This window comes from Stenotrophomonas sp. INTA L402-1, from assembly GCF_059295135.1.
The window spans coordinates 45020-65396 of the sequence record NZ_JCAFWP010000029.1 but is presented as its reverse complement, the minus strand read 5'-3'; the positions used below and the strand labels follow the sequence as shown (position 1 = coordinate 65396).

The following is a 20377-nucleotide window of genomic DNA, read 5'->3' as shown; positions in this document are numbered from 1 at the left end:
CCAGAAAGCTGGCCAGGATCGCCTGGGGTGTCTTCAAAAGCGGCCGGGACTTCGATCCGGCCATGCTGAAGGTGGGTCAAGCCTGCTTCCAGCAGGCTTGACCGCGAACATAGGATCTCGACTCTACGGAACAACCTGTTACCCATACGGGGCATGTCCCCGTCACCGCTGCATGCGATGCTGACCACCTGATCCCTGCCAGCGAGAACGCCCGCATGACCACCATCATCGCCCCGCGCGTGCACGACATCGGCGGACTCGAAGTCCGCCGGGCCGTCCCGACCCTGCAGGCCCGCAGCATCGGCTCGTTCGTGTTCGTCGACCAGATGGGCCCAGCACTCATGCACCCCGGCACCGCCATCGACGTGCGCCCGCATCCGCATATCGGCCTGGCTACCGTCACCTACCTGTGGTCGGGCGCGATCGGCCACCGCGACACGCTGGGTTCGGATCAGGTGATCCGTCCCGGTGACGTCAACTGGATGACCGCCGGCCGCGGCATCGCCCATTCCGAGCGTACGCCGCAGCCGGACCGCGACCATGACAACCCCATCCACGGCATGCAGACCTGGGTGGCGCTGCCGAAATCGCATGAGGAAATCGAACCGGCGTTCTACCACCATGCCGCAGCCACCCTGCCCGAGCAGCGCCGCAATGGTGTCTGGCTGCGGGTAATCGCCGGCCGCGCTTACGGTGAGGAGTCGCCGGTCAAAGTATTCGCCGACACCCTCAACGTAGCGATCGACCTCGACCCGGATGCGGAGATCGATATCGACAATGGCCACCGCGAGCGCGCGCTGTACATCCTCGAGGGCGAGGCGCAGCTGGACGGCGTTGACATCCCCGCCCAGCACCTGGTGATCCCCGAAGCCGGTGCGACAGGCCGCCTGCGTGCGAAGACGCCGGTGAAGGCGATGTTGTTCGGTGGCGAGCCGCTGGATGGCCCGCGTCACCTGTGGTGGAACTTCGTGTCCAGCTCGAAGGAACGTATCGAACAGGCCAAGCACGACTGGGAAGCCGGCCGCTTCGGCACCATTCCGGGCGACGACAAGGAATTCATCCCGCTGCCGCAGTACTGAACATCGCGTGTTGCACACATCCGAAGGTGTATCCCTGCACCCGGCGTTGACACTACAGTCACCCGCTGATCATTGAAATGTGACATAAATCACACTTTCGACCGTCAAAGGAGTGCAACACATGAGCATGGGTAAACGCTTGTCCGCCGAGTTCCTCGGCACGTTCTGGCTGGTTCTGGGTGGCTGTGGCAGTGCCGTGCTGGCCGCCAAGTTCGGCGGTGACGGCAATCCGCTGGGTATCGGTTTCCTCGGCGTTGCGCTGGCCTTCGGCCTGACCGTGGTGACCGGCGCCTATGCGTTCGGCCATATCTCCGGCGCGCACTTCAATCCGGCGGTCAGTGTCGGCCTGTGGGCCGGCGGTCGTTTCCCGACCAAGGACCTGATCCCGTACATCATCGCCCAGGTCGCCGGCGGCCTGCTGGCCGGCTTCATCCTGCTGCAGATCGCATCGGGCGCCAGCGGCTTCGCCATTGATGGCAGCCAGGCCGGTGCATTCGCCAGCAACGGCTACGGCGCGCTGTCCCCCGGCGGCTACAGCGTGGCCGCGGCCTTCCTGTGCGAAGTGGTGCTGACCGCCGTGTTCCTGATCGTGATCATGGGCGCCACCCACGGCAAGGCACCGGCCGGGTTCGCCCCGCTGGCGATCGGCCTGTCGCTGACCCTGATCCACCTGATCAGCATCCCGGTCACCAACACCTCGGTGAACCCGGCCCGTTCCACGGCGGTGGCCTTCTTCGCCGGCAGCGGCGCGGTCAGCCAGCTGTGGCTGTTCTGGGTCGCCCCGCTGCTGGGCGGCGCGATCGGTGGCATCATCTACAAGTGGATCGGCAACGACCGCTGAGGCCCGTGCGGACCATTGCGGCCGACCATCGGCCGCAATGGTTACGCGTGTAACCGCGATTTGTGCGATCGCTCACGTTCCGTTAAGGTTGAGTTGACCGTCCGTGCACATGCCGGCCGGGGCGGCATCCGGGGATGGGATGCCAAGGCTGCCGGTCCATCCGGCGGAGCCAACGACACACCACCTTGGGGGATGCATGAAGTTCGCGCCTGTAGTGTTGTCGAGCCTGCTGTTCGCGGTGGCCCAGGCCGCCGCTTCACAGGCTCCCACCGAATGTCCTTCATTGCCGGCCAGCAGCGGCCTGCAGTGGCAACAGCAGGCACAGGCCGATTTCCTGGTCTGCCGCGCCAGCACCGGCGATGGCCGCGAGGTACTGAGCCTGATGCTCAGTGCGCGCGATCCCAACCTTCCATTGAACCGCTCGCTGCGCCAGGAAAAGGGCAGCTTCGGCGGTGAATCGCTGTACTGGTACCAGCCCGATCTGGGAGGCCAGCAGCCGCCCGGCTATGCCGAGCGTCGCATCAGTGTGGTCAAGCTCGACAAAGGGCGTTACGCGCAGATTTCGCTGTATCCGGACAGCGCGCAGGAACTGGGCTCGCTGCAGCAGCTGGCGCAGGGCATGAGCCTGACCCCGTCGGCCGTGGCCGCGGGGCGCTGAAGGTGACGGGGATGACTGCCTGGCAGCATCCCCGCAATGCGAGCCGATCCGACGGTAGTGCCGGCCGCTGGCCGGCACCCCGATCCGCCTTTGTCCGAGGCTGCTGCCGGCCAGCGGCCGGCACTCCCTCAGAACTTGCCTTCCTGGAAATCGACGAAGGCCTGCATCAGTTCCTGCCGCGTGTTCATCACGAACGGCCCGTGGCGCATCACCGGTTCGCGCAGCGGACGGCCGGCCACCAGGATCAACCGCGCACCTTCGCTGCCGGCCGAGAGGTGCAACTGCTCGCCACCGCCCAGCACCGCCAGTTCCTGGCGTGCAACGTCGCGCGCGGCGTCCTGCTCACCCACGGTCATCGCACCTTCGAACACGTAGGCGAACGCGTTGTGCCCCTCCGGCAGCGCATAGGTCCAGGCCCGGTCGGGCGCCAGCGTGATGTCGAGGTAGAGCGGATCGGTGGCCGGCTGCACGATCGGGCCATCGGTGCCGTCCACGCTGCCGGCAATCACCTTCACCTCCACGCCCGGCTCCGGGTGCACCACGGGAATGCGCTCGGGTGCGAATTCCTGGTACTTCGGCTCGGTCATCTTCTCCTTCGCCGGCAGGTTCACCCACAGCTGGAACCCGCGCATCTGCCCGCTTTCCTGCTCGGGCATCTCCGAATGCACCAGGCCACGGCCAGCGGTCATCCACTGCACGCTGCCCGGGGTCAGCAGGCCTTCGTTGCCATGGTTGTCGCGATGCCGCATGCGCCCGTCGAGCATGTAGGTGACGGTCTCGAAACCACGGTGCGGGTGTTCCGGGAAGCCGGCGATGTAGTCCTCGGCGCGGTCGGTACCGAACTCATCAAGCAGCAGGAACGGATCCAGGTCGGGCAGCGTCGGGCCGCCGATGACGCGGGTCAGGCGCACGCCGGCACCGTCGGAGGTGGGCATGCCACGGATGGTGCGCAGTACGCGGACCGGTTCGGGAAAGCTCATGGCGACTCCTGTTGGATGGGTGCCACTGAAGATGGACGCCACACGGCCGTAGGCCAATGGATGGCTCCGCAACCGATTGTTCCATCCCTGATGTTCGCTGCACGTCAGCGCAGCCGCCGTACGACCAAAGTACTACCGCCGATTCGTCCTGTGCCAATTGACCCTGTCGTGGGCAAGCAGGACTCTTTGTCTGTCTTTCCGGGAGAGAGCACCTCATGAAAGGGTTTTCCAAACTGGGCTGGGCGGTACTCGCTCTGCTCGGCGCGTTCTGTCTGGGCACCGTGGCGCTGCGCCGCGGCGAACACATCAATGCCCTGTGGATCGTCGTCGCGGCGGTGTCGCTGTACCTCGTCGCCTATCGCTTCTACAGCCTGTTCATCGCCAACAAGGTGATGCAGCTGGATCCGACCCGGGCCACCCCGGCGGTGATCAACAACGATGGCCTGGACTACGTTCCGACCAACAAGCACGTGCTGTTCGGCCACCACTTCGCCGCCATTGCCGGCGCCGGCCCGCTGGTCGGCCCGGTCCTGGCCGCGCAGATGGGCTACCTGCCCGGCCTGCTGTGGCTGGTGGTGGGCGTGGTGTTGGCCGGTGCGGTGCAGGACTTCATGGTCCTGTTCCTGTCCAGCCGCCGCAATGGCCGCTCGCTGGGTGACCTGGTAAGAGAAGAGATGGGCCAGGTGCCCGGCACCATCGCGCTGTTCGGTGCGTTCCTGATCATGATCATCATCCTGGCAGTGCTGGCGATGGTGGTGGTCAAGGCGCTGGCCGAAAGCCCGTGGGGCATGTTCACGGTGATCGCGACGATGCCCATCGCGATCCTGATGGGCGTGTACATGCGCTACATCCGCCCCGGCAAGATCGGCGAGATCTCGGTGGTTGGCCTGATCCTGCTGCTGGCCGCGATCTGGTACGGCGGCAAGGTCGCCGCCGATCCGGTCTGGGGCCCGGCCTTCACCTTCACCGGCACCCAGATCACCTGGATGCTGATCGGCTACGGCTTCGTCGCCTCGGTGCTGCCGGTGTGGCTGCTGCTGGCCCCGCGTGATTACCTGTCGACCTTCCTCAAGATCGGCACCATCATCGCGCTGGCCATCGGCATCCTGGTGGTGATGCCGGAACTGAAGATGCCGGCGCTGACCCAGTTCGCCGCCAGCGGCGACGGCCCGGTGTGGAAGGGCGGCATGTTCCCGTTCCTGTTCATCACCATCGCCTGTGGCGCGGTCTCCGGTTTCCATGCACTGATTTCCTCCGGCACCACGCCGAAGCTGCTGGCCAATGAAGCGCACATGCGCTACATCGGCTACGGCGGCATGCTGATGGAATCGTTCGTCGCGGTGATGGCGCTGGTGGCGGCCTCGATCATCGATCCGGGCATCTATTTCGCGATGAACAGCCCGGCGGCGGTGATCGGTGCCGATGCGGCCTCGGCCGCGCACTACATCACCAACACCTGGGGCTTCACCATCACCCCCGAGCAGCTGACCGCGACTGCGGCGGCGATCGGTGAACCGACCATCCTGCATCGTGCAGGTGGCGCGCCAACACTTGCGGTAGGCATCGCGCAGATCCTGCACGAAGCGATTCCCAGTGGCAGCGACGCGATGATGGCGTTCTGGTACCACTTCGCGATCCTGTTCGAAGCGCTGTTCATCCTCACCGCGGTGGACGCCGGTACCCGTGCGGGCCGCTTCATGCTGCAGGACCTGCTGGGCAACTTCGTGCCGGCCCTGAAGAAGACCGAATCGTGGACCGCCAACATCATCGGTACCGCCGGCTGCGTGGCGCTGTGGGGCTACCTGCTCTACACCGGCGTGGTCGATCCGTTCGGCGGCATCCAGACGCTGTGGCCGCTGTTCGGCATCTCGAACCAGATGCTGGCCGGCATCGCATTGATGCTGGGCACGGTGGTGCTGTTCAAGATGAAGCGTGACCGCTATGCATGGGTGACTGCGGTACCGGCGGTGTGGCTGCTGATCTGCACCACCTACGCCGGCTTCATCAAGATCTTCGACAGCAATCCGGCACAGGGCTTCCTGGCACAGGCACACAAGTTCCAGGCCGCGCTCGCCAGCGACACCATCACTGCACCGGCCAAGTCGGTGGCGCAGATGAAGCAGATCGTGGTCAACGCCTACGTCAACACCGGCCTGACCGCGCTGTTCCTGCTGGTGGTGGGCGCGGTGCTGGTGTATTCGATCAAGACCATCCTGGCGGCCCGCCGCAATCCGCAGCGCACTGACCGCGAGACCCCGTACGTGGCGCTGAAGCCGCATGAAATGGTGGATCTGTGATGAGTACCCAACTGGTTCCCGCCGGCCAGTACCAGGCGCACCGCCGCATCTGGCGGCGCTTGGTGCAGACCGCACGACTGTGCTGTGGCATTCCTGATTACGACAACTACGTCCGGCACATGCTGGAAAAACATCCGGACCAGGAGCCGATGGACTACAAGACGTTCTTCCGCGAGCGCCAGGAAGCGCGTTATGGCGGACGCAACGGTGGCCGCTGCTGTTGAGGGTTCGGTTCAACAGCGCTCGAGTGACGTTGAGTAGATCCACGCCATGCGTGGATGAAACCTGGCAGATATCGAGTTGAATCCGGGGTCAGATCCGTTTCCTCCGGGAAACGGATCTGACCCCTTCCTTGTTCATGGATACCCATGAAATGCATCCACGCATGGCGTGGATCTACGGAAGCATGACGCCAGGGCGGTCCGAACTCAGCCGGTGGCCATCCACTTCAGGATCAGGCCGGTGACGTAGGCCAGGCCCGTGCCGGTGGCATAGCCCACCGTACCCAGCAGCACGCCCACCGGCGCCAGCGTCGGATGGAACGCCGCCGCCACCACAGGGGCCGAAGCGGCTGCGCCGATGTTGCCCTGCGAACCAATGGCGAAGAAGAACAGCGGCGCGCGCAGCAGCTTGGCCACCACCCACAGCACCAGCACGTGCGTGGCCATCCAGATCGCGCCGAGCAGGAACAGCCACGGCCGATCCAGCAGCGACAGCAGGTTCATCTGCATGCCGATGCAGGCGATCAGGAAGTACAGGAACACCGTGCCCAGCCGCGAAGCGCCAGCCGCTTCCAGCCGGCGCGCACGGGTGAAGCTCAGGCCCAGGCCCATCGCCGTGGACAGCAGGATCACCCAGACGAACTGGCTGTCCAGGCTGAACTGGCTGGCCCAGCTGACATTGGCCTTGAACCAGCCCGCCAGCGGCGCGGCGATGGCATGGGCCAGGCCAACGCCGCCCAGTGCCACGCCAACGATCACCATCAGGTCGGTCATGCTGGGAATGCGCGCGTTCTGCGCCTCGTAGGCACTGATGCGCGCCTTCATCTCGTCGATGGCACGGGTGTCGGCACCATTGCGGGTGTCGATCTGCTGTGCGCGGTTGGCCAGGAACAGCAGGATCGCCATCCACAGGCTGGCACAGGCCACGTCAACCACCGCGAACTGGCCGAAGGTGGTGGCATCGGTGCCGAACACCTCGCGCATGGCGACCATGTTGGCGCCGCCACCGATCCAGCTGCCGGCCAGCGCCGCCATGCCGGCCCAGGTATCACCGGCCACGGTTTCCGGATGGATCAGCTTCATCAGCTGGAACGAAACGATGGCGCCGAGCATGATGCCGGCGGTACCGGCACAGAACACGATCAGCAGTTTCGGGCCGAGCTTGATGACGCCTTTCAGGTCGATCGACAGGGTCAGCAGGACCAGCGCGGCCGGCAGCAGCACGTCACGCGCGACCGGGTTGTACAGCGAGGTGTTGTGGCCATCGATGACACCGGCGGTGTTGTAGACGGCGGGGATGAAATAGCACAGCAGCAGGGCCGGCACCCAGGCGAAGATCTTCTTCAGCAGCGGGGTTGGACCACTGGCGGCCCAGAAGATCAGGGCCAGGGTGGCGGCAATCAGGCCCAGTCCAACGATGTCGTTGCTGATCAGGGCAGTAGCGGGTTCGGTCGGCATGGGATCCTCTGTCGATCGAAAGAGCGGAGAAAAAAAAGCGCCGCATAAGGCGGCGCAGATCGAGATTAACATTGTCTTCACGCCCGGTCATGCTGCAGTGCCGACACCCCCCATCCCGTCAGTGAGCCCACCCATGCAGCTTGGTGCCTTTTCGGTCAGCCTCTCGGTGAAGGATCTCGCGGCCTCCCGTGCCTTCTACGAAGCCCTGGGCTTCTCGGTCACCGGCGGCGATCCGGCACAGAACTGGCTGGTGATGCGCAGCAACGGCACGGTGATCGGGCTGTTCCAGGGCATGTTCGAGGGCAACCTGCTGACCTTCAACCCCGGCTGGGACCAGCACAAGCAGGAACTGCCCCACTTCCAGGATGTGCGTGAGCTGCAGGCAGAGCTGGACGCCAGGGGCATCGAACTGGCGGTCCGCACCGATCCTGATGGCCAGGGTACGGGCTATCTGCAGTTGGCCGATCCCGACGGTAACGTGATCCTGATCGACCAGCACGTGGCGCGACCGAACGGGCGTTGAAGCGGACAGCCATTGCCTGGGTAGGCGTCGACCTTGGTCGACGAACGGCATGCCAACCAGGGCTGGCATTTACCAGAACACGGCCAGCCACCGCCTGGGCATGCCAACCAAGGTTGGCATCTACCAGGACGGCCGGATCAGCGCGGTCGCGAGGCACTGAAATCGAGCGTGACACGCGTGCCACGCGGCTCGCAGGGCTGCAACTGCAGGGTCCAGCCCAGGTGCTCGCACAGCCGCGCGATCAGATCCAGTCCGATGCCGCCGCCACGATCGGCGCGTTCGCCACGGACCATCCGCGCATGGATCGCCGCGATCTCTTCCGGGCTCATTCCATGTCCCGGGTCCTGCAGGGTCAGCACCGCCGATGAACTCAGGCGCAATTCGATGTGGCCACGGCCACTGTTCTCGATGGCGTTGCGCAGCAGGTTGCCGATCGCTGCCTGCACCACCGCCAGCGGCGCGACGATGTCCACCGGTGCGGCCTGGATGCCGATGCTCAGGTCCTTGTCGCCCAGCAGGTGGCGATGGTCGTCGACGATCTCCGGCAGCAGCTGGTCCAGCGCGATGCGCTCGGCACGCGCCGCCAGTCGCGCCGGATCACGCGCCAGCACCAGCAGCAGTTCGATCAGCTGCTCCACACTCTGTGCGGTGCGCAGTACCCGCTGCATCTGCTGGCGCGCGCGCTCGGGCAGGCCCGGTTGCTCCAGCGCCAGTTCGGCGGCACCGGTCATCACCGCGATCGGCGTGCGCAATTCGTGGCTGGCGGTGCTGATGAAGACCCGCTCGCGTTCGACGAACTGCTCGTTGCGGTCCAGGTAATCGTTCAGCGCATTGGCAATGGTGTGCAGCTCTGAGCTGCCGCGCGGGTCGACCTCGATGCGCTGCCCCTGCACGCCCGGCCTGAGCGCGGCGATGTGTTGTGCCAGCAGGCTCAGCGGACGCACCATCCGCTCCATGCCGAACGAAGCCATCAGCACGGTAACGAAGATCATGATCACCCCGGCCAGCATCACCCAGCGCGTGGCGAACTGTTCCAGGTCATGGAAGTCGGAGATGTCCAGTACCAGCGCGACCCGTCCCATCGACTGGGTTTCACGCACCATCACCGCCGTCTCGCGGCCCTTGACCATTACACCGTCGTGCAGCCCTGGATGCAGGGTACGCAGGCTATCGGGAAGGTTGACCGCGTCGAAGCGGTACAGGCTCAGCGTGTCCGAATCCTGCCAGCGATAGTGCGGTTCGTGCTCGACATGCTCGACGATGCTGTCGAGCTCGGAGTTGAGCAGCGCGCGCCAGGCAGCATGCTCGGCGTGCTCGTGCACGTAGTTGCCGACGCTGAACACCGCGATCGACAGCAGCGCCAGATAGCCCAGCAACCACCACACCACGCGCCGGTACAACGGCCCCGGCTTACGCGCCCTCATCAGCATTCCTGCCGGCGTCGGCACCCTCCACTACCGCCAACCGGTAACCCACACGCGGCAGGGTGTGGATCAGCTTCTCGGCAAACGGACCGTCAACGCTGCGACGCAACTCGTAGACATGCGAACGCAGCAGGTCGCCATCCGGCGGCTCGTCACCCCACAGGGCGAACTCCAGCTGCTGTCGCGTCACCGCACCCGGGCTGGCCCGCATCAGCACTTCCAGCAGTTTGCGGCAGGCCGGGTACAGGTGCAGCACCTGGCCCTCACGCTGGGCCTCCAGCGTCGCCAGGTCCAGCACCAGATCGCCCACCTGCAGGCGCTTGCGCGGGTTGCGGCCCTGCGCACGCAGCAGCAGCGCTTCCAGCCGCACCTCCAGCTCGGGCAGCGCGAACGGCTTGGTCAGGTAGTCGTCGGCACCGGCGCGGAAACCGGCGATCTTGTCCGGCAGTTCATCGCGCGCGGTCAGCATGATCACCGGCACCTCCGACGCGTGCTCGGCACGCAGCCGGCGCAGCACTTCCGGTCCCTCCATGCGCGGCAGCATCCAGTCCAGGATCACCGCATCGTAGGGATGGCTGCCGGCCAGGTGCAGGCCGGTGATGCCATCCGGGGCCACGTCCAGCACATGCCCGCGCGACTCGAAATAGTCGAACAGGTTGGCCACCAGCTGGCGGTTGTCCTCGATCACCAACAGACGCATGCACGAAACATCCACGGAAGTTCGTACCATGGTAGCGCCGCCCATGTCGGAATGCGGTCGTCCCTCCCCCTTCTGACGCTTTTCCCACCCCTGCCACCTCAGAATGGCCGTTTTGCTCCCGGAGCCTGCCGTGCCCGTAGCCCTGCCCCGCCGTTGGCGCCTGCCCCTGTTGTGGCTGCTGATCATTGCTGCATTGGCAGCGGGCATCGGCCTTCGGCAGCCGCAGCCGCCGGACGAGCCGCGCTTCGTGCTGGCCGCACGGACCATGGTCGAGAGCGGGCAATGGCTGCTGCCGCATCGTGGCAGCGAGCTGTATGCCGAGAAACCACCGGTGTTCATGTGGCTGCAGGCGGCCGCCTACGAGGTGATCGGCAGCTGGCAATGGTCGTTCCTGCTGCCGTCATTGCTGGGCGCCCTGCTGAGTCTGTGGCTGGTGTCGGATCTGGCACGGCGGCTGTGGTCGCCGCGGCATTCCATCTATGCCCTCGCGGCGCTGTTCTGCACGCTGCAGTTCGGGCTGATGGCCAAGCGTGCGCAGATCGACATGGTGCTGGTGGGGATGACCACCGTCGCCCTGTGGGGCTTGATGCGGCACCTGTGCGAACGTCGCAACCTGCCCGCGTTGTGGCTGGCCGGTTTCGCCGCCGGTGTCGGCACGGTGACCAAGGGCGTGGGTTTCCTGCCGCTGCTGCTGGTGCTGCCCTGGTTCGGCTGGTGGCTGTACCAGCGCCGTCGCGGGCACCGTGTGGAGGGTCCGCACCCGGCAACGCTGCTGTGGCTGACCCCGGCGTTCCTGCTGGGCGTGGGCGTGTGGCTGGCGCCGCTGGGCTGGGCCCTGCTGCATACGCCCAGCGCCGAACTGCAGGCCTACGCGCATGAGCTGTTGTTCAAGCAGACCGGCACCCGCTACGCCAATGCCTGGCACCACCGGCAGCCGGCCTGGTACTACCTGCAGGTGATCCTGACCCTGTGGCTGCCGGGCAGCCTGCTGCTGCCGATGCTGTTCAAGCCTTGGTGGCGCCGCATCCGTCGTGGCGATCGCCGCCAGTGGCTGCTGCTGGGCTGGGCCGTACTGGTACTGGTGTTCTTCAGTGCCAGCCCGGGCAAGCGCGAGGTGTACCTGCTGCCGATGCTGCCGGCGATGGCACTGGCCGTGGCGCCGCTGCTGCCCGGCCTGCTGCGCCGCGTGTGCGTGCGCCGCTACCTGTTCGGCTACAGCGTGGTGCTGATGCTGGCCACCGGCGTACTCGGCGTGATGCTGATGACCGAGCACCCATGGGCGTTGGCGCAACTGCAACGCCGCGCCATGCCCGAGACGTTGCTGCCAGTGCTGGGCGATGGCCTGCTGACCTTCGCCATTGCCCTGGCCACGCTGATCGTGTGGCTGCGGGTACGCCGTGCCGCGACGCTGGTACTGCTGACCCACGGCATGCTGTGGATGCTCTACGGCCTGGTGCTGATGCCTGCACTGGACCCCTTCGCTTCGGCGTCGGCACTCATGCGCCGGGTGGGCGCGCGGATCGGACCCGACGCCGAACTGGCGCTGGTGGCCTGGCGCGAGCAGAACCTGTTGCAGGCCGACCGGCCGGTGCGCGAGTTCGGCTTCAAGCGGCCCTGGGCCGAGCAGTGGCACGACGCCGGCCCGTGGCTGGCCGAGGCACCGGGCAAGCGCTGGCTGCTGGTGCTGGACGATGCGATGAGCCCGTGCGTGGACCCAAGCAAGGTGATCGATATCGGTATTGCCAACAGGAATCGCTGGCAACTGCTTCCCGGTACCGCGTGGGACGCGGAATGCCACGCCGAACGGGCCGGCGCGACCGCTGAAGAAGACTGAACGCTGACCCGTGCCGGGCAAGCATTAACCCGGCACGAACGAGCGTCCGACCCTTCTCCGACATCCAGGTGACGAGCATGGCCGCGGATTCCCGACCCGCCCTTTCCCAGCATGCCCGTCCGTCCCCTTGATTCGGTAGCGCCGCTTGCGACATCGCCACTGGCGTCAAAATTCGCCGTAACTCACCTCTGGCTGCCTGTCGCAATTGGTCTGCCCGTGTTTACGCTGCTGATGGGTTTCGGCGGCGACCAATGGGTGGCCGATCACCTGTTCCGCCTTGAGGGTGGCCATTGGGCGCTGCAGGACGCCTGGGTCACTCGCACGGTGGTGCACAAGGCCGGCAAGTGGCTGAGCACGGCTGCTGCGCTCGTGGCGATCCTGCTGTGCTTCCACCACTGGCGTAAGGGTCGCGATCACACCCTGCGGTGGGCGCTGCTTTATGTCGTAATCGCCATGGCCCTGGGCACCGGTGTGATCTCCCTGCTGAAGTCGCTGGTGCCGATGGAATGCCCCTGGGACCTGCTGCGCTACGGCGGCCACCAGCCGTTCATCGGGCTTTTCACGGCACGCCCCGCAGGCATGGCCGCGCAGGCCTGCTTCCCGGCCGGCCACGCCAGCGCGGGTTATGCATGGTTGTCCCTGTACTTTTTCGCCTTGCTGTGGCGCCCTTCATGGCGCTGGGCCGGGTTGTGGATCGGCCTTGGCACCGGCCTGGTATTCGGCGTCAGCCAGCAACTGCGGGGCGCGCATTTCCTTTCGCATGACGTTGCTACTGCGTTGATCTGTTGGCTGCTTTCGCTGGGCCTGTATCTGATCGTCAAACGCGTCCTGGCCCGCCGTCAGCTGGACCGTCCCCACCGCCAGGAGGCAAACGCATGAGTGCATCGGTCCAACGCCCCGCCCGCCTTCCCGCGTTGGCGAACCTTCGCCGCTGGCGGCCGCAGCTGTCCACCGAAGCACTGATCGCACTGACCAGCCTGTTCTTCGCGGTGGCAGGCAATGGCCTGTTCTGGCACAGCGCGATGGCCAGCCATCCCGGCAGCCTGCGCTACGCGCTGTCGCTGCTGCTGTTGCTGCTCGGTGCGCACGGCGTGCTGCTGGGCATCCTGGTCTGGCGCTGGAACGCCAAGGTGGTGATCAGCCTGTTGCTGCTGGTGACCGCATTCGCTGCGCATTACATGAGCCGTTACCACATCTACCTGGATGCGGACATGCTGCGCAACGTGCTGGCGACCGATCCCAAGGAAAGCCGTGAGCTGATGACCGTGTCGCTGCTGTGGCCGGTGCTGTTGCTGGCAGTGCTGCCGATGGCGGTGCTGTGGCGCGTGCAGCTGCGCCGCCGCAGCTGGGGCCGCAGCCTGCTCTGGCGCGTCGGCTTCCTGGTCGTGGCGGCAGTGACCGCGGTGGGCGGCGCGTTGATCTCGTTCCAGGATGTCTCGGCACTGATGCGCAACCAGCGCGAAGTGCGTTACCTCGCCACCCCGGCCAATGTGCTGCTGGGCATGCCGCGTGCACTGCGTGGCGACAACCCGGTGCAGCGCGCACCGAAGTTGCCGATCGGTACCGATGCCAAGGCCACCCCGCGTGCCCCTGCCAGCAAACCGCGCCTGCTGGTGATCGTCATGGGCGAGACCGTGCGCGCGCAGAACTGGGGCCTCAACGGTGGCCGCAACACCACCCCGGAACTGGCCCAGGCCAGTGTGGTCAATTTCCCGGACATGCATTCGTGCGGTACCAGCACCGAGGTTTCACTGCCGTGCCTGTTCTCGCCATGGGGCCGCCATGACTACGACGAGAAGAAGATCCGCGCGCACCAGTCGCTGCTGCACGTATTGAACCGTGCCGGCATCGCGCCGCTGTGGCGTGACAACCAGTCTGGCTGCAAGGGCGTGTGCGAAGGCCTGGACTTCCAGTCATTGTCCGATGCGACCACCCCGGGCCTGTGCGCTGACGGCCGCTGCATGGATGAAATCCTGCTCCAGGACCTGGCCACCCAGGTACGTGCAAAGCCGGGCGACCGCGTCGTGGTGCTGCATCAGCTGGGCAACCACGGCCCGGCCTACTTCGAGCGCTACCCGCCCGCGTTCCGCCGCTTCACCCCCACCTGCGATACCCGCGACATCGGCCGCTGCTCGCGCGAAGAGATCACCAACAGTTACGACAACGCCGTGCTGTACACCGATCACTTCCTGACCAAGACCATCGGTACGCTGCAGGGCATGCAGGACTACGACACGGCGATGATCTACCTGTCCGACCACGGCGAGTCGCTGGGCGAGAAGGGCCTGTTCCTGCATGGCGTGCCCTACGCCATCGCCCCGGCCGAGCAGACCCGGGTACCGATGACGATGTGGTTCTCGCAGGGCTTCGCCAGCAGCCGCGGGCTTGACCTGCAGTGCGTGCGCAAGCGTTCGGCGGCCTACACCGACCATGACAACCTGTTCCCGTCGGTACTGGGCCTGATGCAGGTGAAGACCTCGCTGTACGAGCGCGACCGCGACGTGTTCGCCAACTGCGAGGGTTGAGGGTTGTTCGGCAGGGCTTGCAGCCCTGCACCTGCTGAGGCAACCGCAACCGCCGAAGCAACAGCAACAGCGTGCATTCTGTGGGATGGCCGGGTGGGTCCGGTTGCGGGGGACGCCGTAAATACATCCCTGTAGGCTCGGTCGCGCCATCCATGGCGCTCACGCCCCCGCAACCGGACCCACCCCGCCTTTGACAGTTTCCTGCGATCTGTTGAATCTCAATCGATCAATTTCGAATATCTGACAGATTCCATCCACGCATGGCGTGGATCTACCAGATCGCGGGGAACTGTCAGAGGTGGGGCGGTATGGGCTTGCAGGACCGTTGGCGCCATGGATGGCGCCATCGAGCCCCCATGGACGGGTTTACGGCGTGTCCTGCAAGTCCACACCGCCCCGCCATCCCACGGAATCCCCGCTGTTGACGTTGCCTTTGCCGTTGCTTGAAGGCCTCTGCGGGTACAGGGCGCAGCTCTGCCGACCTTTGCCACTTGCGGTGGCGGCGACTGCCCACTAGCCTTCGGCCGTCGTTCACCACCCAAGGACCGCCCGTGAAACACCGTCATCTCCTGCTGGCCTCGGCAATCGCCGCCGCCACGCTGGCCCTGGCCGCCTGCAAGAAGGAAGCTGCCCCAGGCACCGATACCGCCAGCAACAGCGCCCCGGCCGGCGAAACCGCCGACCAGTTCGTGGCCCGCATCAATGCCGAATTCAAGGCCGCCTACCCGGAGATGACCTCGGCGCAGTGGCTGTCCTCCACCTACATCAACAGTGATTCGGAACGCATCGCGGCCAAGGCCAACGAGCGCTCGCTGACCCAGCTCAACAGCTGGATCGAACAGGCGGCAACGTTCGACGGCAAGCCGATGAGCGAGGACAGCAAGCGCGCGATCCACCTACTGAAGCTGATGTCGTCGATGCCGGCACCGCGCGACCCGGCCAAGCTGGCCGAGCTGACCCAGATCGCCACGCGCATGGAAGGCAGCTACGGCGCCGGCAAGTACTGCACCAATGCCAACGATCCGAACTCCTGCCGCCAGTTGGGCGAGCTGGAGCAGGTGCTGGCCCGCAGCCGCGACTACGACAAGCAGCTGGACGCCTGGCAGGGCTGGCACAGCACCACCAAGAGCATGCGCGGCGACTACCAGAAGTTCGTCGGCCTGGTGAACGAAGGCGCCAAGGGCATGGGCTTCACCGATGCCGGCCAGATGTGGCGCAGCGGCTATGACATGCCGCCGGAACAGATCGGCCCGGAAACCGACCGCCTGTGGGAACAGGTCAAGCCGATGTACGAGCAGCTGCACTGCTACGCACGCGGCAAGCTGGACAAGACCTACGGCAAGGACAAGGCGGAAGTGGGCAATGGCCTGATCGCCGCACACCTGCTGGGCAACATGTGGCAGCAGGACTGGTCGAACCTGTGGGACCAGCTGGAACCGTACCCGGGTGCCGGCAGCCTGGACATCACTGCGGCGCTTGAGAAGCAGTACCAGACCAACCTGAGCGCAGCGCTGGCCAAGGCCGGCAAGGACGCCAACTTGGCGGCGCAGTACAAGGCGCAGCGCGAGGCCGAACTGCGTACCGCCAAGCAGATGACCGAGCGCGCCCAGGACTTCTACGTGTCGCTGGGCATGCCGTCGCTGCCGCAGTCGTATTGGGAAAAGACCCAGTTCATCAAGCCCGACGATCGCGACGTGGTCTGCCACGCCAGCGCCTGGGACATGAACATGGAAGGCGACGTGCGCACCAAGATGTGCATCAAGCCGAACGAAGAGAACTTCACCACCATCTACCACGAGCTGGGCCACATCTATTACGACCTGGCCTACAACCCGCTGCCGCCGCTGTTCCAGGGCGGTGCCAACGATGGCTTCCATGAAGCGATCGGCGACACCATCGTGCTGGCGATGACGCCCAAGTACCTCAGCTCGATCGGCCTGGTTGATGCGCCGACCGAAAGCCGCGAAGCGGTCATCAACAACCAGATGCGCATGGCGCTGTCGGGCGTGTCGTTCCTGCCGTTCGGGCTGATGATCGACCGCTGGCGCTGGGGCGTGTTCGATGGCTCGATCACCGCCGACAACTACAACAAGGCGTGGTGGGACCTGAAGGCCAAGTACCAGGGCGTGGCGCCGGCCAGCACCCGTGGCGAAGAGTTCTTCGATCCGGGCGCGAAGTACCACGTGCCGGGCAACACCCCATATACCCGCTATTTCCTGGCGCGCATCCTGCAGTTCCAGTTCTACAAGGGCCTGTGCGACGCGTCCGGCTACAAGGGCCCGCTGCATGAGTGCACCTTCTACGGCAACAAGGAAGCCGGCCAGAAGTACTGGGCGATGCTGAGCAAGGGTGCCAGCCAGCCGTGGCAGGCCACGCTGAAGGAGCTGACCGGTACCGACAAGCTCGATGCCGGCCCGATGATCGAGTACTTCACCCCGGTCAACGAGTGGCTGAAGCAGCAGAACGAAGGCCAGATGTGCGGCTGGCAGGCCAACGCGGCCCCGGCGGCGAAATGAGAAAAGGGGCGGGTCCGCGAGGATCCGCCCCTTTCCGGTAGTGCCGGCCGCTGGCCGGCAACTACGCGATGAAGGCCCAACCGGCAGCCGGCCAGCGGCCGGCTCTACCGAAATGCCTGTCAGCTGTTCTTCTTCGCGGCCATCGCGGCGGCCAGCTCGGCCTTGAATTCCTCGAAGGTCTGGCCCTTCTCCTTCGCTTCGGCCTGCGCGGCATCGCGCAGCGCATCGGAGTACATCAGGCGCACCGGCGTGCCGTTGCGCTCGTGCAGTTCACCGGCCTGCATGATCAGCGCCAGCACCTGCGCAGCGCTCTCGCTGTGGCCAGCGATGCGGCCGTCCATGCCCAGCACCCATTCGCCGTCACGGCGCACGACACCGGCCAGCAGGGTGCGCTGCGCATCGCGCAGCTCGGCATGCGGTTCCACCGGCGATGCCTGCGCGGCGGCCTTGTTGGCGGCCTGCTTTTCCTGGCGACGGCGCTGGTCGCGGCGGGTCTTGGAGCTGGTGGACATGGTGCGGTACCGCTGCGAAGGGGGGCGCAAGGATAGCGCACCCCGCCCGCAGCGCTGCTTCACGCGTGCTCGATCAAGTATGGTCAGTCCAGCACCTTGCCGTGCCGCCAGTAGCCCATGAAGGTGATCGCGCGGCGGTCCAGCCCGCAATCGCGCACCAGGTGGCGGCGGATCGCCATCACCGCCCCCGCCTCGCCCGCCACCCAGGCATACAGCGGCCCGGCCACGCAGGTGTCGGCCTGCTCCCAGAGGATCTGCGTATCGACGTCGATCTCCTCCAGCGCATCGCCAGCAGCCACGCTCGAGGTCGCTGACAGCCGTTCCTGGACCGCCTGCAGCAGCGGCTGGCCATAGGCGGCCTGCCCACGCGGCAACCACACCAGCTCGGCGGTGCCCGGCGCTTTCAACGGCACCGCATCGCCGGCCTGGGCCACTTCCAGCAACGCCAGCGTGCGCGGCGGATCAGGCATGGCCGCCAGCTCTTCGAGGATGCCCGCCGCCGCAGGCAACGCCGTTTCATCGGCCACCAGCAGTACCTGGCCGACACCGGCTGGTGGCTTCCACTCCCAGCCTTCGCTGCTCTCGGCACAGTCGGCATCGGGGGCCAGCAACACCACGCGGTCTCCCGGCCGTGCATGCATGGCCCAGCGCGAAGCGGGTCCGGTCACCCCGTGAATGACAAAATCGACGTCGACCTCGCCCTGCGCGGCGCGCAGCTGGCGGATGGTGTAGGTGCGCATCGGCGGGCGCTGATCATCCGGCAGCGCCCGGTAGCGCGGGTACCAGTCCTCGCCGCTGGGGACCTGCGGCACCTCCTGGCCGGGCAAGGGGAAGAACACCTTGATCCGCTGGTCCGGGCCTTCGGTCTTCATCCGCGCCACGTCGGCACCGGTGAACACCATGCGGTCCAGGGAAGGGGAAAGAACGCGGCGCTCCTTCAGCGCCACCTCGAACAGGCGGTAGGTCTGCTGCGCAGCCATGGGGGAACCTCATGCAACGACATCGGATTGGCTGGCTGTCGTGCACCCACGCACCGGCTGGCTGGAGTGCCCAGCCTAGTCCGGTGATTTCCCGTCGCAAGCGTTGCGGGCGCCACGGCCCGCCCTACCCCTGCGCGCTGCTCAGTGACCCGTGCAGGCCGCCTGCGCCGCGCGTTCGCGCTGGTGTTCCCAGTACCAGAACACGAAGCCGGCGCCGAAGAACGCCGCCTGGCCCAGGGCCAGGTGCAGCGGGCTGGCGCTCAGCAGCGGCGAAACCACGCCGGCCACTACGGTGCTGATCATCAGCTGCACGAAGGCCTGCAGCGACGAGGCCAGGCCGCGCTGGTGCGGGTACATGTCCAGCACCGCCAGCGCCAGGATCGGGAAGATCAGCGCCATGCCCATGCCGCCCAGGAAGATCGGCATCACCGCCCACGGCAGCACGAACTGCGGGGCCAGCGCGACGTAGCCGACGTTCAACAGCACCGACAGCGCACACAGGCCGAAACCGATGGCGACCTGGCGGGTGGGCGTGGTGTGCCCGGCCATGCGCCCTGACAGGAACGAGCCGGTGGTCATGCCGCCGATGGTGGGGATGAACAGCCAGGCGAAGCCGCCCTCGCCCAGATGCAGGTGCTGCATCACGAACACCGGCGCCGAGGAGATGTACAGGAAGATGCCACCGAAGCCGATGCTGCCGGCCAGCGCCAGGCGCAGGAAGCGCGGGTTGAAGCCGATGCGCAGGTAATCACGCATCAACGTGCGCGGCGACAACGGCACGCGCGCTTCAACCGGATGGGTCTCCGGCAGGTAGCGTGCAGTGGCCGCCAGCAGGACCAGCCCGAACACCACCAGGAACCAGAAGATCAGCGGCCAGCCGGCGCCACTGAGCAGGATCCAGCCACCGATGATCGGTGCGATGGCCGGAGCGATGCCGAACAGCATCGACACCTGGCTCATCAGGCGCTGCGCGTCGTGGCCATGGTAGAGATCGCGGATCACCGCGCGGCCAACGATCATGCCGACACCCGCCGACAGGCCCTGCAGCGCGCGGAACGCCAGCAGCGTGGTCAGGTCGGTGGACAGCGCGCAGCCGACCGAGGCGCCGACGAACACCACCAGGCCACCGAGGATCACCCACTTGCGGCCCCAGGCATCGGACAGCGGGCCGTGCGCCAGGCTCATCAGGCCGTAGAACAGCAGGTACACGCTGATGGTCTGCTGCACCGCCACTTCGTCCACCGCCAGGCGCTGGGCCAGCTGCGGGAACGCCGGGAAGATGGTGTCGATCGAGAACGGACCGAACATGGCCAGACCGGCGAGCAGCAGGGCCATGCGGCGGGTGGAGGGAGCAACAGCGGCGGTCATGGGGAAGGCGTCCGGCAGGGCCATGCGCGGCACGCACGGCGGGCGCCGGTCCCCTTCTGCAGGGACGGCGCCAGATGAATTCGGGTATCCGCCCATCATAGGTGGGGATGGCGCCCGATGCCATGCAGCGGTGCACAAAACGCACGACCGGGCCATCGGCCATTCAGGCGCGGCGGCCATGCCTGGAGGCGGCCGGCGGGCCCGCAACGGGCTATAATCAGCGGGCAACACGGTGGGAGAAGCGGAACACCGCTGCCGAAGGCGCAACGCCCGTAATCGCTCAGGCCCGATACCACCCGTAACAGAACTCTGGAGAGACCGGTTCGATCCGGCGCCGAAGGGGCACGAAGCTGCGGTCCGCCGCGCTTTTAAACTCTCAGGCAAAAGGACAGAGGGGCGCCCCGCAGACCGCCGACCGGCGGCTTGTGCCCGTGCGTGTGCCCTTTCCTGACGGATCCTTC

17 protein-coding genes, 1 pseudogene and 1 riboswitch are annotated in these 20377 nt (G+C 66.2%); of the genes and pseudogenes, 11 read left to right on the top strand and 7 right to left on the bottom strand.

All coding sequences use genetic code 11. From position 1 onward, the window contains the following. The 4 genes and pseudogenes from AC5O77_RS15945 to AC5O77_RS15930 form a co-directional block, all read left to right on the top strand. Positions 1-101: pseudogene (locus tag AC5O77_RS15945) on the top strand (IS110 family transposase); the annotation flags it as partial. A gap of 114 nt (positions 102-215) precedes the next feature. Next, positions 216-1079, top strand: a complete 864-nt coding sequence (locus AC5O77_RS15940) for a pirin family protein (protein ID WP_006383170.1) — start codon at positions 216-218, stop codon at positions 1077-1079. Positions 1080-1200: 121 nt separating this feature from the next. After that, positions 1201-1920 carry an aquaporin Z gene (gene aqpZ, locus AC5O77_RS15935; protein ID WP_032129854.1) on the top strand — a complete coding sequence of 240 codons (720 nt, stop codon included), beginning with the start codon at positions 1201-1203 and terminating at the stop codon, positions 1918-1920. 196 nt (positions 1921-2116) lie between these two features. Then, a complete protein-coding gene (locus AC5O77_RS15930) occupies positions 2117-2578 on the top strand; it encodes a hypothetical protein (protein WP_478058184.1) in 462 nt (153 codons plus the stop codon). Between the two features lie 128 nt (positions 2579-2706). Here AC5O77_RS15930 and AC5O77_RS15925 read toward each other — a convergent pair whose 3' ends face one another. Further along, entirely contained in the window at positions 2707-3558 is an 852-nt protein-coding gene (locus tag AC5O77_RS15925) for a pirin family protein (protein WP_032129856.1), read from the bottom strand. A gap of 215 nt (positions 3559-3773) precedes the next feature. Here AC5O77_RS15925 and AC5O77_RS15920 point away from each other — a divergent pair, with 215 nt between their 5' ends. Continuing rightward, a complete protein-coding gene (locus AC5O77_RS15920; protein ID WP_049401342.1) occupies positions 3774-5855 on the top strand; it encodes a carbon starvation CstA family protein in 2082 nt (693 codons plus the stop codon). Beyond that, complete coding sequence (locus tag AC5O77_RS15915) at positions 5855-6079, top strand: YbdD/YjiX family protein (protein ID WP_005410613.1); 225 nt, start codon at positions 5855-5857, stop codon at positions 6077-6079. Before AC5O77_RS15920 ends, AC5O77_RS15915 begins: the two co-directional genes overlap by 1 nt. Before the next feature lie 204 nt (positions 6080-6283). Here the strand turns inward: AC5O77_RS15915 and AC5O77_RS15910 are convergent, their stop codons facing one another. Then, complete coding sequence (locus AC5O77_RS15910; RefSeq protein ID WP_049421249.1) at positions 6284-7534, bottom strand: DUF819 family protein; 1251 nt, start codon at positions 7532-7534, stop codon at positions 6284-6286. A gap of 133 nt (positions 7535-7667) precedes the next feature. On the opposite strand from AC5O77_RS15910, the gene AC5O77_RS15905 reads away from it, so the two are divergent. Next, positions 7668-8057 (top strand): VOC family protein, encoded by a 390-nt coding sequence (locus AC5O77_RS15905; protein WP_032129859.1) that lies wholly within the window; start codon positions 7668-7670, stop codon positions 8055-8057. Between the two features lie 137 nt (positions 8058-8194). Here AC5O77_RS15905 and AC5O77_RS15900 read toward each other — a convergent pair whose 3' ends face one another. Beyond that, positions 8195-9481 (bottom strand): sensor histidine kinase, encoded by a 1287-nt coding sequence (locus AC5O77_RS15900; RefSeq protein WP_478058183.1) that lies wholly within the window; start codon positions 9479-9481, stop codon positions 8195-8197. Further along, positions 9468-10181: a response regulator transcription factor gene (locus tag AC5O77_RS15895; RefSeq protein WP_032129861.1), complete on the bottom strand. Its 714-nt coding sequence runs from the start codon at positions 10179-10181 to the stop codon at positions 9468-9470. The genes AC5O77_RS15900 and AC5O77_RS15895 overlap by 14 nt, the downstream gene beginning before the upstream one ends. Positions 10182-10284: 103 nt before the next feature. Between AC5O77_RS15895 and AC5O77_RS15890 the strand changes: the two genes are divergently transcribed. The 4 genes from AC5O77_RS15890 (at position 10285) to AC5O77_RS15875 (ending at position 17056) form a co-directional block, all read left to right on the top strand. Further along, positions 10285-12015, top strand: coding sequence for an ArnT family glycosyltransferase (locus AC5O77_RS15890; protein WP_478058182.1), 1731 nt, complete (start codon positions 10285-10287; stop codon positions 12013-12015). Between the two features lie 111 nt (positions 12016-12126). After that, on the top strand, positions 12127-12894 hold the full coding sequence (locus AC5O77_RS15885) for a phosphatase PAP2 family protein (protein WP_180838756.1): 768 nt from the start codon (positions 12127-12129) through the stop codon (positions 12892-12894). Further along, complete coding sequence (locus AC5O77_RS15880; protein WP_329894304.1) at positions 12891-14540, top strand: phosphoethanolamine transferase; 1650 nt, start codon at positions 12891-12893, stop codon at positions 14538-14540. Before AC5O77_RS15885 ends, AC5O77_RS15880 begins: the two co-directional genes overlap by 4 nt. Positions 14541-15091: 551 nt before the next feature. Further along, positions 15092-17056, top strand: coding sequence for a M2 family metallopeptidase (locus AC5O77_RS15875; protein ID WP_494506959.1), 1965 nt, complete (start codon positions 15092-15094; stop codon positions 17054-17056). Between the two features lie 119 nt (positions 17057-17175). Here the strand turns inward: AC5O77_RS15875 and AC5O77_RS15870 are convergent, their stop codons facing one another. The 3 genes from AC5O77_RS15870 to AC5O77_RS15860 form a co-directional block, all read right to left on the bottom strand. Continuing rightward, entirely contained in the window at positions 17176-17568 is a 393-nt protein-coding gene (locus AC5O77_RS15870) for a hypothetical protein (protein WP_008265644.1), read from the bottom strand. Positions 17569-17651: 83 nt separating this feature from the next. Then, on the bottom strand, positions 17652-18548 hold the full coding sequence (locus AC5O77_RS15865) for a siderophore-interacting protein (RefSeq protein WP_478058180.1): 897 nt from the start codon (positions 18546-18548) through the stop codon (positions 17652-17654). Positions 18549-18689: 141 nt separating this feature from the next. Further along, on the bottom strand, positions 18690-19916 hold the full coding sequence (locus AC5O77_RS15860) for a multidrug effflux MFS transporter (RefSeq protein ID WP_478058179.1): 1227 nt from the start codon (positions 19914-19916) through the stop codon (positions 18690-18692). A gap of 299 nt (positions 19917-20215) precedes the next feature. After that, positions 20216-20318, top strand: a riboswitch (glycine riboswitch). Positions 20319-20377: the final 59 nt, after the last annotated feature.

Excerpts from the sequence above, each read along its gene's own strand:
- AC5O77_RS15910 (WP_049421249.1), bottom strand. The coding sequence starts at position 7,534 with ATGCCGACCGAACCCGCTACTGCCCTGATCAGCAACGACATCGTTGGA.
- AC5O77_RS15870 (WP_008265644.1), bottom strand. The coding sequence starts at position 17,568 with ATGTCCACCAGCTCCAAGACCCGCCGCGACCAGCGCCGTCGCCAGGAA.
- AC5O77_RS15915 (WP_005410613.1), top strand. The coding sequence starts at position 5,855 with ATGAGTACCCAACTGGTTCCCGCCGGCCAGTACCAGGCGCACCGCCGC.
- AC5O77_RS15880 (WP_329894304.1), top strand. The coding sequence starts at position 12,891 with ATGAGTGCATCGGTCCAACGCCCCGCCCGCCTTCCCGCGTTGGCGAAC.
- AC5O77_RS15900 (WP_478058183.1), bottom strand. The coding sequence starts at position 9,481 with ATGAGGGCGCGTAAGCCGGGGCCGTTGTACCGGCGCGTGGTGTGGTGG.
- AC5O77_RS15890 (WP_478058182.1), top strand. The coding sequence starts at position 10,285 with ATGGCCGTTTTGCTCCCGGAGCCTGCCGTGCCCGTAGCCCTGCCCCGC.
- AC5O77_RS15895 (WP_032129861.1), bottom strand. The coding sequence starts at position 10,181 with ATGCGTCTGTTGGTGATCGAGGACAACCGCCAGCTGGTGGCCAACCTG.
- AC5O77_RS15940 (WP_006383170.1), top strand. The coding sequence starts at position 216 with ATGACCACCATCATCGCCCCGCGCGTGCACGACATCGGCGGACTCGAA.
- AC5O77_RS15860 (WP_478058179.1), bottom strand. The coding sequence starts at position 19,916 with ATGACCGCCGCTGTTGCTCCCTCCACCCGCCGCATGGCCCTGCTGCTC.
- aqpZ (WP_032129854.1), top strand. The coding sequence starts at position 1,201 with ATGAGCATGGGTAAACGCTTGTCCGCCGAGTTCCTCGGCACGTTCTGG.
- AC5O77_RS15865 (WP_478058180.1), bottom strand. The coding sequence starts at position 18,548 with ATGGCTGCGCAGCAGACCTACCGCCTGTTCGAGGTGGCGCTGAAGGAG.
- AC5O77_RS15930 (WP_478058184.1), top strand. The coding sequence starts at position 2,117 with ATGAAGTTCGCGCCTGTAGTGTTGTCGAGCCTGCTGTTCGCGGTGGCC.
- AC5O77_RS15885 (WP_180838756.1), top strand. The coding sequence starts at position 12,127 with ATGCCCGTCCGTCCCCTTGATTCGGTAGCGCCGCTTGCGACATCGCCA.
- AC5O77_RS15905 (WP_032129859.1), top strand. The coding sequence starts at position 7,668 with ATGCAGCTTGGTGCCTTTTCGGTCAGCCTCTCGGTGAAGGATCTCGCG.
- AC5O77_RS15925 (WP_032129856.1), bottom strand. The coding sequence starts at position 3,558 with ATGAGCTTTCCCGAACCGGTCCGCGTACTGCGCACCATCCGTGGCATG.
- AC5O77_RS15920 (WP_049401342.1), top strand. The coding sequence starts at position 3,774 with ATGAAAGGGTTTTCCAAACTGGGCTGGGCGGTACTCGCTCTGCTCGGC.